Source organism: Streptomyces europaeiscabiei, assembly GCF_036346855.1.
Classification (GTDB): Bacteria; Actinomycetota; Actinomycetes; order Streptomycetales; family Streptomycetaceae; genus Streptomyces; species Streptomyces europaeiscabiei.
This window is the reverse complement of the sequence record NZ_CP107841.1, coordinates 6,966,009-6,979,563: the sequence shown is the minus strand read 5'-3', so window position 1 is coordinate 6,979,563 and position 13,555 is coordinate 6,966,009. Positions and strand designations below refer to the sequence as shown.

The 13,555-nt window shown below is 68.8% G+C and carries 14 protein-coding genes; 7 read left to right on the top strand and 7 right to left on the bottom strand.

Translation table 11 applies throughout. The features are described from left to right. Window positions 1-2: 2 nt before the first annotated feature. The 6 genes from OG858_RS30610 to OG858_RS30585 all read right to left on the bottom strand — a co-directional run bounded on the left by OG858_RS30610 (window position 3) and on the right by OG858_RS30585 (window position 7,533). On the bottom strand, window positions 3-1,574 hold the full coding sequence (locus tag OG858_RS30610; RefSeq protein WP_319066551.1) for a Re/Si-specific NAD(P)(+) transhydrogenase subunit alpha: 1,572 nt from the start codon (window positions 1,572-1,574) through the stop codon (window positions 3-5). A 167-nt stretch (window positions 1,575-1,741) separates the two neighbouring features. Further along, a complete protein-coding gene (locus OG858_RS30605) occupies window positions 1,742-3,259 on the bottom strand; it encodes a CoA-acylating methylmalonate-semialdehyde dehydrogenase (RefSeq protein ID WP_328544239.1) in 1,518 nt (505 codons plus the stop codon). 427 nt (window positions 3,260-3,686) lie between these two features. Next, entirely contained in the window at window positions 3,687-4,973 is a 1,287-nt protein-coding gene (locus OG858_RS30600; RefSeq protein ID WP_086750744.1) for an MFS transporter, read from the bottom strand. Between the two features lie 43 nt (window positions 4,974-5,016). Continuing rightward, on the bottom strand, window positions 5,017-5,805 hold the full coding sequence (locus OG858_RS30595) for an SDR family oxidoreductase (RefSeq protein ID WP_086750745.1): 789 nt from the start codon (window positions 5,803-5,805) through the stop codon (window positions 5,017-5,019). Next, on the bottom strand, window positions 5,802-6,806 hold the full coding sequence (locus tag OG858_RS30590; protein ID WP_218779651.1) for a D-2-hydroxyacid dehydrogenase family protein: 1,005 nt from the start codon (window positions 6,804-6,806) through the stop codon (window positions 5,802-5,804). Before OG858_RS30590 ends, OG858_RS30595 begins: the two co-directional genes overlap by 4 nt. Window positions 6,807-6,810: 4 nt before the next feature. Beyond that, window positions 6,811-7,533: an RraA family protein gene (locus OG858_RS30585; RefSeq protein ID WP_218779652.1), complete on the bottom strand. Its 723-nt coding sequence runs from the start codon at window positions 7,531-7,533 to the stop codon at window positions 6,811-6,813. A 193-nt stretch (window positions 7,534-7,726) separates the two neighbouring features. Here OG858_RS30585 and OG858_RS30580 point away from each other — a divergent pair, with 193 nt between their 5' ends. After that, window positions 7,727-8,644 carry a LysR family transcriptional regulator gene (locus OG858_RS30580; RefSeq protein WP_086750747.1) on the top strand — a complete coding sequence of 306 codons (918 nt, stop codon included), beginning with the start codon at window positions 7,727-7,729 and terminating at the stop codon, window positions 8,642-8,644. Here OG858_RS30580 and OG858_RS30575 read toward each other — a convergent pair. Continuing rightward, window positions 8,631-8,774, bottom strand: a complete 144-nt coding sequence (locus OG858_RS30575; RefSeq protein WP_179201254.1) for a hypothetical protein — start codon at window positions 8,772-8,774, stop codon at window positions 8,631-8,633. The genes OG858_RS30580 and OG858_RS30575 overlap by 14 nt on opposite strands. 229 nt (window positions 8,775-9,003) lie before the next feature. Here OG858_RS30575 and OG858_RS30570 point away from each other — a divergent pair, with 229 nt between their 5' ends. The 6 genes from OG858_RS30570 (at window position 9,004) to OG858_RS30550 (ending at window position 13,537) form a co-directional block, all read left to right on the top strand. After that, a complete protein-coding gene (locus tag OG858_RS30570; protein WP_086750748.1) occupies window positions 9,004-9,222 on the top strand; it encodes a hypothetical protein in 219 nt (72 codons plus the stop codon). Beyond that, complete coding sequence (locus OG858_RS48245) at window positions 9,168-9,482, top strand: transposase (protein WP_086750751.1); 315 nt, start codon at window positions 9,168-9,170, stop codon at window positions 9,480-9,482. Before OG858_RS30570 ends, OG858_RS48245 begins: the two co-directional genes overlap by 55 nt. Window positions 9,483-9,853: 371 nt before the next feature. Next, entirely contained in the window at window positions 9,854-10,576 is a 723-nt protein-coding gene (locus tag OG858_RS30565) for a M50 family metallopeptidase (protein ID WP_086750749.1), read from the top strand. 156 nt (window positions 10,577-10,732) lie between these two features. Then, window positions 10,733-12,064 (top strand): 3-phosphoshikimate 1-carboxyvinyltransferase, encoded by a 1,332-nt coding sequence (gene aroA, locus OG858_RS30560; protein WP_319066547.1) that lies wholly within the window; start codon window positions 10,733-10,735, stop codon window positions 12,062-12,064. A 16-nt stretch (window positions 12,065-12,080) separates the two neighbouring features. Then, a complete protein-coding gene (gene rsgA, locus OG858_RS30555) occupies window positions 12,081-13,094 on the top strand; it encodes a ribosome small subunit-dependent GTPase A (RefSeq protein ID WP_086748964.1) in 1,014 nt (337 codons plus the stop codon). A gap of 119 nt (window positions 13,095-13,213) precedes the next feature. Next, window positions 13,214-13,537: a DMT family transporter gene (locus OG858_RS30550; RefSeq protein ID WP_037695074.1), complete on the top strand. Its 324-nt coding sequence runs from the start codon at window positions 13,214-13,216 to the stop codon at window positions 13,535-13,537. Window positions 13,538-13,555: the final 18 nt, after the last annotated feature.

The following is a 13,555-nucleotide window of genomic DNA, read 5'->3' as shown; positions in this document are numbered from 1 at the left end:
GATCAGCCCTTCGAGAACATGCCGAGCATGCGGCGGGTGACGGCGAATCCGCCGAAGATGTTGATGCTCGCCAGCAGGATCGCGGCGAACGACAGCACGGTGACAGCGGTGTTCCCGTGCCCGATCTGCAGCAGCGCGCCGACCACGACGATCCCGGAGATCGCGTTGGTGACCGACATCAACGGGGTGTGCAGCGCGTGGTGCACCTGGCCGATGACGTAGAAGCCGATGACGATCGCCAGGACGAAGACCGTGAAGTGGCCGATGAGTTCGCTCGGCGAGAAGGCGGTCACCAGGAAGAGCACGAGCGCTCCCGCGCCGACGAGGATGTATCCCGACCGCGCGGAGCGTACGGGCTTCGCCGGGGCGGCGACCGCGGCGGGTTCCGGGCCCTGGGCCGGGGTGGCCGCGGGCGTGGCGGACACCTGCACGGGCGGCGGCGGCCAGGTCTTCTCGCCGCCGCGGACCACGGTCATCGACCGCTGCACCACGTCGTCGAAGTCGAGGACGAGTCGGCCGTCCTTGGCGGGGGTGAGCAGCTTCATCAGGTTGACGAGGTTGGTGCCGTACAGCTGTGACGCCTGGGTCGGGAGTCTGCCGGGCAGGTCGGTGTAGCCGATGATCGTCACGTCGTTGTCGGTGACGACCGCCTTTCCGGCGACCGTTCCCTCGACGTTACCGCCCTGCGCCGCCGCCATGTCGACGATCACGCTGCCGGGCTTCATACACGCAACGTCCTCGGCGGTGAACAGCTTCGGAGCCGGTCTGCCGGGGATGAGCGCGGTGGTGATGACGATGTCTACGTCGGCAGCTTGTTCGGCGTAGAGCCGCGCGGCGAGCCGGTTGTAGTCGTCCGAGGTGGCCTTGGCGTAACCGTCGCCGCCGGCCTCCTGTTCGGCCTGTTCGGGCCGCACCGCGAGGAACTCCCCGCCCAGGGAGCGCACCTGCTCGGCGACCTCCGGCCGGGGGTCGGTGGCGCGGACCACGGCGCCCAGGCTGCGCGCCGCGCCGATAGCCGCGAGCCCCGCCACGCCGGCACCGGCCACCAGGACCTTGGCGGGCGGCACCTTGCCGGCGGCGGTCACCTGGCCGGTGAAGAAGCGGCCGAAGGCGTGGGCGGCCTCGACCACGGCCCGGTACCCGGCGATGTTCGCCATCGAACTGAGGACGTCCAGGGCCTGGGCGCGCGAGATGCGCGGGACGGCGTCCATGGCGAGCACGGTGACCGGCCGTCGCGCCAGTTCCTCGACCAGTTCCGGGTTCAGCGCGGGGCCGATGAGCGCGATCAGAGTCGCGCCGTCGCGCAGCCGGCCGATCTCCTCGCTCGACGGGCCGTTGACCTTCAGGACGATCTCGGCCGCCCAGGGGTCGCCGAGCCGGGCTCCCGCCTCCTCATAGGCGGCGTCGGAGAAGCGGGCGAACTCGCCCGCTCCCGGTTCGACGACCACGTGGTACCCCAGCGCGACAAGTCGGCTCACTGTGGCCGGTGTCGCCGCCACCCTGGTCTCCCCCGCGGTGGACTCGGCGGGTACGCCTATCCGCTGGGATTCCGGTTCCGCTTCCGCAGCGGCCATGGTCTTCCTCTCTCGTCGTGAACATGTTGCTGTGGGGCCTGTGCGCCCGGCGTTACGTATGCTTGTCCATCCAACGGTGCTCACACTCTTCGCGTTCGGCCCTGCGGTTCCTGTCCGAATTGCTGAGCCATGCCTGTGGATACGAGTGGATACGCGGTGGGGAGTGCTCAATCGCTCGTAGGAAAGCCGAGGTTGATTCCCCTGTGCGACGGGTCGAGCCAGCGCTGGGTGACAGCCTTGGTACGGGTGAAGAACTTCACGCCGTCCTCGCCGTAGGCGTGGGTGTCGCCGAACAGCGACGCCTTCCAGCCGCCGAAGGAGTAGTAGGCGACCGGCACCGGGATGGGCACGTTGATGCCGACCATGCCGACCTCGACCTCGTACCGGAAGCGGCGGGCGGCGCCGCCGTCGTTGGTGAACAGCGCCGTGCCGTTGCCGTACGGATTGGCGTTGATCAGCTCGATGCCCTCGTCGTACGAGCCGACCCGGACGACGGACAGCACCGGGCCGAAGATCTCGTCGTCGTAGACGGCCATGCCGGGCTTGACGTGGTCGAAGAGCGTGGGGCCCAGCCAGAAGCCGTCCGCGGTGTTGCGGCCGTCGGGGGCCTCGGTTGCGATCGGGTGCTCGCGGCCGTCGACCGTCAGATCTGCGCCGTCGGCCACGCCCGCTTCCAGGTACGACGTCACCCGGTCCCGATGCGCGCCGGTGACCAGCGGGCCCATCTCGGAGGCGGGCGCGCAGCCGGGGCCGACCCTCAGTCCCGCCATCCGGTCCTTGATCTTCGCGACCAGTTCGTCGCCGACCGGGTCGACGGCCACCAGGACGGACACGGCCATGCAGCGCTCGCCGGCCGCGCCGAAGCCCGCGTTGACGGCGGCGTCGGCGGCCAGGTCGAGGTCCGCGTCGGGGAGCACCAGCATGTGGTTCTTGGCTCCACCGAGGGCCTGCACCCGCTTGCCGTGCCGGGTACCTGTCTCGTAGACGTACTGGGCAATGGGGGTGGAGCCGACGAAGGACACGGACTTGATGCCGGGGTGTTCCAGCAGCCGGTCGACGGCCGCCTTGTCGCCGTGTACGACGTTGAACACACCGTCCGGCAGTCCGGCCTCCTTCCACAGGGCGGCCAGCCAGTTGGCGGCCGACGGGTCCTTCTCCGACGGCTTGAGGACGACGGTGTTGCCGGCAGCGATCGCGAGGGGGAAGAACCACATCGGCACCATGACGGGGAAGTTGAACGGCGAGATGATCACGACCGGGCCGAGCGGCTGGCGCACGGAGTGGACGTCGACGCCGGTGGACGCCTGCTCGGTGAAGCCGCCCTGGAGCAGCTGCGGGATGCCGCAGGCGTACTCGACGACCTCGATGCCGCGGGCCACCTCGGCGAGCGCGTCGGAATGCACCTTGCCGTGCTCGGCGACGATGATCGCGGCCAGCTCGCCGCGCCGGGCGTTGAGCAACTCCCGGAAAGCGAATAGAACTTGTACGCGCTTGGCGACCGATGTCCGGCGCCAGTCCTGAAACGCGTCGACGGCGGCGGCCACGGACTGGTCGACCTCGGCGGCCGACGCGAAGTCCACACGGCCAGTGATCCTGCCGGTCGCCGGGTCATGGATGTCCCCGGCGCGCTCGGCGGCGCCGCTCCACGGCTGTCCGCCGATCCAGTGCGTGATGTGGGCGACCATGTTGTGTTCCTTGTCAGTCGGGGGCGGTCGTGTGAGGGACGCCGGGCCCGCTCGGTGGGGCGGGCACTCGGCGTCGGTGAGGGGAAGCGTGCGTTCCTCGACCTGCGCGGCCGACAGCGACGTGGGCTGCCGTCAGGGGATTGGGGCAGGCGTCATCGACCGCGCGTGCCTGGTCGGGAAGGGCGAGGCTTCGGGTGCGTTCGCCTCGCTGAACGGTGGTGCGGAAACGAGCGGTTGACGGGTCGTACGATCCCTAGGGGGTCGCTGCCTGGTGAACCGTTCGGTGAAGGCCTTGTGGCCTGACCGACCGCGGTGCTGGATTACGGCCTCAAAAGGGCCTGGTCCCAAGGGCGATGAGCCGGGACGCGAGCATCAAGAGCGCGGTCTGCGGTTGGAGCGGAGTGGGGAAGGCGGTGAATCGGCCGTCCTACACGGCTGGGGACTCGCTGGGTGTCGCGCTTGCGGGCATCGCATCGACACCCGGTTTGAGGTCCATGCCCTTCGTCTCGGGGAGCAGCAGGGTGATGACGATCGCGACGCTGTAACCGAGCAGTGCGATCAGTCCGATGGCCTCGGCCAGGGTGATGTACTGGGCGAGGATGCCGATGCAGGTGACCGCGAGGGCGCCGGCCGCCTTGCCGAAGTTGTAGGCGAAGCTCTGCCCGCTGCCACGGATCGCGGTGGGGAACAGCTCCGTGAAGAACGGGCCCAGCGTGGCGTAGTTGCCGATCGTGAAGAAGCCGAACGGCACACCCATGAGGACCAGCCCCCACCCGGACAGCGGCAGGAACATGTAACCGATGGTCACCAGCCAGGAGCAGGCCAGGAACAGCTGGAACGTACGTCGACGGCCGAGGACGTCGGCGAGATAGGCGCTCGCCAGGAAGCCGAAGAAGGAACCGCCGGTCACCAGGAACAGGTAGTAGCCGGACGCGCTGGGCGACAGCTCGCGGACCGTCTTCATGAACGTCGGCAGCCAGTTGACGATCGCCCCGCCGACGCCGACCACTCCGAACGCCAGCAGCGACGCCTTGATGGTGACGCCCCGCACACCCGGTTTGAAGATCGCCCCGAGGCCGGGGCCGCGGCCTCCGGCCGTGATGGCGGCGCGCGTCTGCTTGTACAGCTCCGGCTCCTCGATGGTGCGCCGCAGCCACAGCACCAGCAGGCCGGGCAGCACCCCGATCATCAGCAGAACCCGCCAGTTGTACTCCGACGGCACGTGGGCGAGGACCACACCGGCGATGATCGAGGCCATGCTCCAGCCGATGCCGAAGCCGCTCTGGACGGAGCCCACCGCCTTACCGCGGTGGGCGGGACGGATGATCTCGCCCATCAGCACCGCGCCGGCGGCCCACTCGCCGCCGAAGCCGAGCCCCTGCAGCACACGCACGACAATGAGCTGCTCGAAGTTCTGTGCGAAGCCCGCGATGAACGTGAACACCGCGAACCAGAGGATCGTGAACTGCATGACGCGGGCGCGGCCCCAGCGGTCCGCCAGATAGCCACAGGCCCAGCCGCCGATGGCCGCCGACAGGAGCGTCGCCGTGGCCAGGTAGCCGGCTTCCGCCGTCGTCAGGCCCCAGGCGGTGATGAGCACGGGGAGCACGAAGCTGAAGAGCTGCGCGTCCATCGCGTCGACCGCCCATCCGGCGAAGCATCCCCAGAATGTGTTGCGCTCCCGTTTGGTGAGCTCGCGGTACCAGGAGAACATCGTTGTTCCTCCGATTGTCGGATTGTGTTTTCGGCTCGGTCGTTCACACGACGAGCGGCGTAAGCGCGCCGTCCATGGTCAGCGACGCGCCGGTCACGTAGGACGCACGGGCGCTGGAGAGGAACAGCACCGCGTCGGCGACCTCCTCCGGAGCGGCGTACCGCCCGAGCGGGATGCGCTCCTGGTTGCGGCGCAGCAGCTCCTCAGGCGGCTTTCCGGTCATGCGCGACTCCGTGTCCAGGGACATCTGCACCCGGTCGGTCATGGTCGCTCCCGGGTTGATGACGTTGACGCGGACACCGGCGGGCCCCCAGGCCGCGGCCAGCGCCGCGGAAGCCAGCATCAGCGCCGCGTTCGCCGCACCCCCGGGGGCGTGCATCGGCGAGGCGACCTTCCCGCCGGTGCCGATGATGTTGACGACCGAGCCGGCCTTCCGCTCCACCATGCGCGGCAGCACGTGGTCCATGACGTTCATGTAGGTGAAGAACTTCGCGTCCATCGCGGTGCGCCACTTCTCCGGCGTCAGCTCGGCCGGGGGCACGCGCTTGGCGCCGCCGGCCGAGTTGACCAGCACGCCGATCGGTCCGACCTGCTCCTCGGTCGCGATGACCGCCCGTTGTGCCGGCGCCGCATCGGACAGATCGGCCGAGAACGTAGTGACCTCGATGCCGTCCTCCGCGAGGACTTCCCGGGCGGCGGACAGGTTGTCCTTGCTGCGCGACACGATGACCACGCGGGCGCCCTCCCGGCCGAAGGCGCGGGCACAGGCCAGGCCGATGCCCTTGCTCCCGCCGGTGATCAGGACGACTTCTCCATCGAGCTCAAGGTTCATCGCACGTGGTCCTTTTTCAGCACATCGGGGTTGTGGACGTTGCTCGGGGCGCCCTCGGCGAACGCCACGATCTGGTCGAAGGCGTTGCCGTAGGCGAACTCGTAGTTGTCGCGCTCGACGAAGCCGAGGTGCGGCGTGCACAGGGCGTTCGGGAGCCGAAGCAGGGGATCGTTCGGGTCGGTCAGCGGCTCGCGCTCGAACACGTCGACCGCCGCCTTACCGGGCCGGCCGGCTTGCAGCGCCTCGGCCAGCGCTCCGGGCTTGATCAGCTCCGCCCGGCTGGTGTTCACCAACAGCGCGGTCGGCTTCATGAGGGCGAGGTCCTGCGGACCGATCAGGCCGGTGGTCGCCTCGTTCAGGCGCAGGTGCAGGCTGAGCACATCCGACTGTGCGAAGAAGGCCTGCCTGCTCTCCGCGACCGCGAAGCCCTCGGCCTTCGCCCGGTCCAGGGAGCCCTCCCGGCCCCAGACCAGCAGCTCCATCCCGAACGCCACACCGATCCGCGCCACCATCGAGCCGAGCCGACCGAAGCCGTAGATGCCCAGCGTCCGGCCACGCAGCCCCAGCCCGACGGTGCTCTGCCAGCGGCCCTCGCGCAGCGCTGTGCTCTCCAGCGGGATGTTGCGCATCCCGGCCAGGATCAGACCCCAGGTGAACTCCACGGTGGGGTAGGACGGACGGGAGGTCAGGGCCGAGGCCACGACCACGCCGTGCCGCGTGCAGGCGTCGAGGTCGATGTGCGGGATGTGGCCGTTCTGGCTGATGAGCTTGAGGTTCGGCAGACGGCTGAGCAGCGCTTCGTCGATCTTGGTGCGCTCGCGCAGAAGGACCAGTACGTCGGCGTCGGCCAGGCGCTCGGCCAGCACGTCCACGTCGGCCACGGAGTCGTTCCAGATCATGACGTCATGGCCGTGCAACTTGCTGAAGCAGTCGAGGGTGCGGACGACGTCCTGGTAGTCGTCGAGGACGGAGACACGCAGTCTCCGGGTGGAGTCGGTCATGGCCTCACGCATTCGTCGGGAGATCGGCTACGGACATGCCGGCGTCGATCGCCGCGCACTTCTGCTCCTCGAAGGTGGCCTTCGCCAGAGCCCGCTCCAGCACCTCCGCCGCCCTGGCGATCGGGATGAAACACACACCGGTCTCGTCCGCGATGACGATGTCACCGGGCGAGACGCGCACACCGGCGATCTCGACGTCGCCGTTGATCTCCACCGTCTCGATGCGCCACTTGCCCGTCACCGGGGTGATCTCCGTGGCCCAGATCGGATAGTCCACCCGCCGGGAATGGCCGACATCGCGGATTCCGCCGGAGATGACGGCGCCGGCTTCACCTTGCCGCTTTCCGGTCTGCGCCGAAATCCCGCCCATGTTCGAGATGCCTGCGACACCGTCGATCACAACGATGTCGCCGGGCAGGGCCAGGTTGTGCGCCTCGAACTCCGCCATGCGATTCACATGGCCGGGCGCCGTTTCATGAACCGGCTCACGCTGCACGATGTTGCGCACCGTGAGCGCCGGTCCGACGATGCTTGCGGTCGGCAGGGTCGGCCTGAGAACCGAGGTGCCGATCGCTCCGGTGATCCCCAGCTCGTCCATGATGTCGGAGACGACGCTGGTCGCGTCGGTGATGCGCTTGAACCCCTCGATCAGGCCCTGTGGCGGCCGTGGGGTGCGCATCAGACGAATGCGCTCCGGACTGATCTTTCCGGTCAGCTTCGGTAGCACGTCTCCGAGAGGAGCGTCTATCATCTCGGCGAATATCCTTTCCACGTCTCGCATCTCGGACGCCAGTCGCTGACTGGAATCCGGGCGACCCCAGCCCGGCAAGTCCGGCGCGTTAGTGCTGATAGCGTGGCTCAATGCTCGGAATGGGTCCAATTCACAGTCTGGGGGGATCGCCATAACCCAGGTGAATAACATGCGCCTCGATCTCAACCTGCTCCTGGTCATCGAAGCCGTGATGCTGGAGCGGAACGTGACGCGCGCTGCGAACAGCCTGTCGATGAGCCAGCCGGCCGTCAGCAACGCGCTTCGGCGTGCCCGCAAGCTGATGCAGGACCAGTTGTTCCTCAGGGCCCCCGACGGCGTTCAGCCGACGTCGCGGATGCTGGCCATCTGGCCCGAGCTCCATCGTTCACTGGCGACGATCAGGTCCTCGATCGCGCCCCAGCACTTCGATCCCCGTACGGATCCGACCGGTTTCCGTCTCTCGGTCACGGACAGCCTCGCGGCCGAAGCGGTGTGCGGTATCACGCTGAAACTGAGGGAGACCTCGCCCTATGCCCGCGTCGCTTTCGCGTTCCACACCAACGCCAGCTCGCTGGACGCGATCGAACGCGGCACATTGGACTGCTCGGTCGGGATGTTTCCCGCGCTTCCTCGCGACATCCACGTGCGGGTTCTTCGCACAGAGCACTACATGTGCGTGATGCGCCGCGGACACCTGTTGGCGCGGGACATGACGTTGGATCAGTTTGCCTCGGCAGACCACGTGTTGGTGACACCGTCCGGTATGGATCTGGGTGTGATCGACGGCTGGCTCGGCCTGCAGGGTCGTACCCGGACGATCATGGCCGTCGTCAACCACTTCGCCGACGCTTTGCGGATCGTCGAGGAAAGCGACCTGTTGACGTGTGTGCCGAACGGTTTCATCGACGGGCATGGCCAATCACTCATCAAGCAGCACGAGTTGGAAATCCGCCCGTTGCCCTTCGAAGCCGAGAAGCTGAGCTACAAACTCATTTGGCACGAGCGGCTGCACAACCACCCCGCTCACCAGTGGTTCCGCTCGCTCGTCAGTGATTTCTGCGGACCGCCGACCGTCAGTCCAGAATGAGCGGTTCGCCGCGCCGCGGCGTCAGCAGCAGCAGCAGCTGCGCACCGATCCCGAGTACAGCCGGCACGATCAACCCGAGGAAGACGTGGTGGGTGGCCTGGTACAGCGAATCACAGAGGAAACGCGCCACTGCGGGAGATCGGCCCAGCAGGATGCCACCGGAAACGCCAGCAGCTGGCCGACCGGCTCCGATGCCTGCTGCGGGAGGTACTGCCCAGCCTTGGCGGCCGTGGCGGGCTGACAAAACAGTCTGTGCCGCCCGCAGGCCCGCGCGATCGTGGTGGTGGCACCGACACCGGCCAAAGCGGCCACAGCGACCCGCAGGAAGTTCTGCGCGTCCCTGAAGACGGCCTGGCCGCGTGCGCGGCGTCAAGGCCCAGGCAGAACGCTGGCTGGAGGTCCTCCAGCAGCGGCAGGCCCGCTGCCCGAGGTTGGTCGAAGAGACCGAGAAGGCGTTCCGCCAGCACCCCGACGCTGAGGTGCTGCTCAGCCTTCCGGGCCTGACTTCCAACTCGGTGCCAGCATCCTCGCCGAAATTGGCGGCGACCCAGCTCGGTTCGCAGACACGCGAGGACTGAAGGCGTACGCGGGAGCGGCACCGATCACCCGAGCGTCCGAGAACAGCCGCTACGCCGGCAGAAGGCGGCTCAAGAACAACCGCCTGCATGATGCCGGATTCCTCTGGCCTTCTCGGCTCTGGAACCGCGTCCGGCGGAGCGAACGCTCACTACCGGTGCCGGGAACAGCGGTGGCTGGCATGCTGGCGCACTCCGGAACTCTTCAACCGCATGCTCGGCGGGCTCCACCACCGTCTCAAGACTCGCACCCTGTTCGATGAACGAGTCGCCTTCCCCACGTCCTCATTGCAGCCGCTTGACACATGGATCCCGTGAGAGGTTCCTCCTCGACTCGAAGACGAGATCAGCACCGGCCCAGCACGGGACAGGTTTCCTGGGGTGATCACAGGTGCCCCCAGGTCAGCACACAGTCAGCACGGGTAGAGCAAGAACTGCGGATCATTCCGGGGACCTCCTGCTGTGACCTGCCCTTTTGCCCCCAGGAACGATCGCTGCTACATCGGCGTCTCAGATACCGTCCGCACATAAGTGCCACACTGCCAGGCCCACCCGTCACCCGACCACCACCCCCCGACGACGGCGCTCCGCGCCGACCCCTGTCGATCGCGACCCCGAGGAGTCACCGCAGAACATGGAAAGCACCGCAGTCACCTCGCTGGCGAGCCTGTGGGACGAGGTCTTCGGCACTCAGCCGGACCCCGACCTCTGGGTCGTCATAGCCACCGCCGTCGCCGCGCTCGCGGCGATCGTCCCGCACGGCGTCTGGCGGCTCTCGCGCAACGCCATCACCATCGCGCACGAGGGCGGCCACGGTCTGATCGCGCTGCTCACCGGTCGTACCCTGACCGGCATCCGGCTGCACTCCGACACCAGCGGCCTCACGGTCAGCCGAGGCAAGCCCACCGGCCTCGGCATGATCCTCACCGCCGCCGCCGGCTACACCGCTCCCCCGCTCCTCGGCCTCGGCGGCGCCGCCCTACTCGGCTCCGGCCGCATCACCCTCCTCCTCTGGCTCGCCACGATCCTGCTGATCGCCATGCTGGTCATGATCCGCAACGCCTACGGCGCCCTCACGGTCGTCCTCACCGGCGGCACCTTCGTGGTCGTCTCCTGGCTGGCAGGCCCCCAGGTCCAGGCCGCCTTCGCCTACGCGGTGGTCTGGTTCCTGCTGCTGGGGGGCGTGCGCCCGGCGTTCGAACTCCAGGCGAAGCGCCGCCGGGGAGGCGCCGGCGACTCGGACGCGGACCAACTGTCCCGCCTGACCCACGTACCGGCGACGGTATGGCTCGTGATGTTCCACGTGGTGTCGGTCTGCGCTCTGCTCGGCGGTGGCCGCTGGCTGCTGAGCCTGTGAAACTCTTTGATGCCCGAACTTTTCACCCGCGGCCGAGGTGCGCCCCGTAAGGGGCGCGGGGAACCGCGCGACCGGCCACGACGACATCGGACCCGGCAGGCGACGCACGTCAACCGGCTGAACCCGGCGAAGCGAACCCCCACTAAAGTGGGCCCCATGGCCCTGAACGCACAGCCCGCCCTCTGGCCCGCCCCCCACGCGAGCGGAGCCGTCGACGCGACGGTCCACGTCCCGGGGTCCAAGTCGGTCACCAACCGCGCCCTCGTCCTCGCCGCCCTCGCGAGCGAGCCCGGCTGGCTGCGCCGCCCCCTGCGCTCCCGCGACACCCTCCTGATGGCGGCCGCGCTGCGCGCGATGGGCGTCGGCATCGAGGAGACCGTCTCGTCCAGCTCATCCGTCGCGGGCGGCTCCGGAGAGGCCTGGCGCGTCCTGCCCACCGGCCTGCACGGCCCGACCACGGTGGACGTCGGCAACGCGGGCACGGTCATGCGCTTCCTGCCCCCGGTGGCCGCCCTCGCCGACGGCCCCATCCGCTTCGACGGAGACCCCCGGTCGTACGAGCGTCCCCTGAACGGCGTGATCGACGCCCTGCGCGTCCTGGGCGCCCGGATCGACGACGACGGCCGGGGCGCCCTCCCGCTGACGGTCCACGGCAGCGGCGCGCTGGACGGCGGCGCGGTGGCGATCGACGCGTCATCGTCGTCACAGTTCGTGTCGGCGCTGCTGCTGTCCGCCCCCCGCTTCAACCAGGGCGTCGAGGTCCGTCACATCGGCTCGACGCTGCCCTCCATGCCGCACATCCGGATGACCGTCGACATGCTGCGCTCGGTCGGCGCGCAGGTGGACACCCCGGAGTCGGGCGGCGAGCCGAACGTCTGGCGGGTCACACCGGGCGCGCTCCTCGGCCGCGACCTGACGATCGAGCCGGACCTGTCCAACGCCCAGCCGTTCCTGGCGGCGGCCCTGGTGACCGGCGGCAAGGTCGTCATCCCCGACTGGCCCACGCGCACCACCCAGCCCGGTGACCAACTCCGCGAGATCTTCACGGAGATGGGCGGCACCTGCGAGCTGACCGAGTACGGCCTGGTGTTCAGCGGTTCGGGTTCGATCCACGGCATCGACGTGGACCTGGGCGAGGTCGGCGAACTGACCCCGGGCATCGCGGCGGTCGCCGCCCTCGCCGACTCCCCCTCGACCCTGCGCGGCGTCGCCCACCTCCGCCTGCACGAGACGGACCGCCTGGCCGCGCTCACCAAGGAGATCAACGAACTCGGCGGCGACGTCACCGAGACCGCCGACGGCCTCCACATCCGCCCCCGCCCCCTGCACGGCGGTGTCTTCCACACGTACGACGACCACCGCATGGCCACGGCCGGTGCGATCATCGGCCTGGCCGTGGAGGGCGTACGGATCGAGAACGTGGCGACGACGGCCAAGACCCTGCCGGACTTCCCCGAACTGTGGGCCGGGATGCTCGGGAAGAACTGACGGGCGGACAGGGATCATGCGCCGTTACGGCAAGCACACCGACGAGGACGACATCCCCAGCCGCCCGAACCGCAAGGGCAACCGTCCCCGTACGCACATCCGTCCGAAGCACGAGGACGCCGCCGAGGGCATGGTTCTCACCGTCGACCGGGGCCGCCTGACCTGTCTCGTCGAGGACCGCGTGGTCTTCGCCATGAAGGCCCGCGAACTGGGCCGCAAGGCCGCGGTCGTCGGCGACACGGTCGCCCTCGTCGGCGACCTCTCCGGCAAGAAGGACACCCTCGCCCGGATCGTCCGCATCGCCGACCGTACGTCGGTGCTGCGGCGCACGGCCGACGACGACGACCCGTACGAGCGCGTCGTCGTCGCCAACGCCGACCAGCTCGCCATCGTCACGGCCCTCGCCGACCCGGAACCGCGTCCCCGGCTGATCGACCGCTGCCTGGTGGCGGCGTACGCCGCCGGCCTGTCTCCCCTCCTCGTGCTCACGAAGTCGGACTTGGCCTCCCCCGACAAGCTCCTGGAGCTTTACGGGGACATCGACATCCCGTACGTCGTGACGAGCCGCGAGGAACTGGAGACGGGCGGCGCCGCCGACCGCGTACGCGGTCACCTCGCCGGCAAGGTCACGGCGTTCGTCGGCCATTCCGGTGTGGGCAAGACGACCTTGGTGAACGCCCTCGTCCCCGAGGACCGCCGCCGCACGACGGGCCATGTGAACGCGGTGACGGGCCGCGGCCGGCACACCACGACCTCCGCGCTGGCCCTGCCCCTGGCAGACTCAGGCGGCGGCTGGGTGGTGGACACCCCGGGCGTACGGTCGTTCGGGCTGGCCCACGTCGACCCGTCCCGGGTCATCAACGCCTTCCCGGACCTGGTGCCGGGCACGGAAGGCTGTCCGCGTGCGTGCAGTCACGACGAACAGGACTGCGCGCTGGACCAGTGGGTCGCGGACGGGCACGCGGACCCGGCACGGCTCTACTCCCTGCGCCGGCTCCTCTCGACGCGCGAACGGCGGGAAGGCGACTGACCTCCGCGTTGTTTGCGCCCCCTCCCACCCGGTAAGTGCATAATCGCACCAAGTCGGAGCCCGACCAGACGAGAGCACACGAAGCGGTCACGGAACGTGGGGACACGGGAGGACGAGACATGGCGTGGCTGCTGGTTGTCGTGGCGGGGCTTCTTGAGACCGGATTCGCCGTCTGTCTGAAGCTCTCGCACGGATTCACCAGACTCTGGCCCACGGTCGCCTTCTGCGTTTTCGCGCTCGGCAGTTTCGGCCTGCTGACCCTCTCCCTGAAGAAGCTCGACGTCGGTCCCGCCTACGCCGTCTGGACGGGCATCGGCGCGGCCGGCACCGCGATCTACGGGATGATCTTCCTCGGCGACATCGTGTCGATCCTGAAGATCGTCTCGATCAGCCTGGTGATCGTGGGGGTCGTGGGCCTGCAACTGTCGGGTTCGGCACACTAGTTCGCGCGGGTTCCCGCT

Coding starts and splice junctions, on each gene's coding strand:
- OG858_RS30610 (WP_319066551.1), bottom strand. CDS start 1,574: ATGGCCGCTGCGGAAGCGGAACCGGAATCCCAGCGGATAGGCGTACCC.
- OG858_RS30605 (WP_328544239.1), bottom strand. CDS start 3,259: ATGGTCGCCCACATCACGCACTGGATCGGCGGACAGCCGTGGAGCGGC.
- OG858_RS30600 (WP_086750744.1), bottom strand. CDS start 4,973: ATGTTCTCCTGGTACCGCGAGCTCACCAAACGGGAGCGCAACACATTC.
- OG858_RS30595 (WP_086750745.1), bottom strand. CDS start 5,805: ATGAACCTTGAGCTCGATGGAGAAGTCGTCCTGATCACCGGCGGGAGC.
- OG858_RS30590 (WP_218779651.1), bottom strand. CDS start 6,806: ATGACCGACTCCACCCGGAGACTGCGTGTCTCCGTCCTCGACGACTAC.
- OG858_RS30580 (WP_086750747.1), top strand. CDS start 7,727: ATGCGCCTCGATCTCAACCTGCTCCTGGTCATCGAAGCCGTGATGCTG.
- OG858_RS30565 (WP_086750749.1), top strand. CDS start 9,854: ATGGAAAGCACCGCAGTCACCTCGCTGGCGAGCCTGTGGGACGAGGTC.
- aroA (WP_319066547.1), top strand. CDS start 10,733: ATGGCCCTGAACGCACAGCCCGCCCTCTGGCCCGCCCCCCACGCGAGC.
- rsgA (WP_086748964.1), top strand. CDS start 12,081: ATGCGCCGTTACGGCAAGCACACCGACGAGGACGACATCCCCAGCCGC.
- OG858_RS30550 (WP_037695074.1), top strand. CDS start 13,214: ATGGCGTGGCTGCTGGTTGTCGTGGCGGGGCTTCTTGAGACCGGATTC.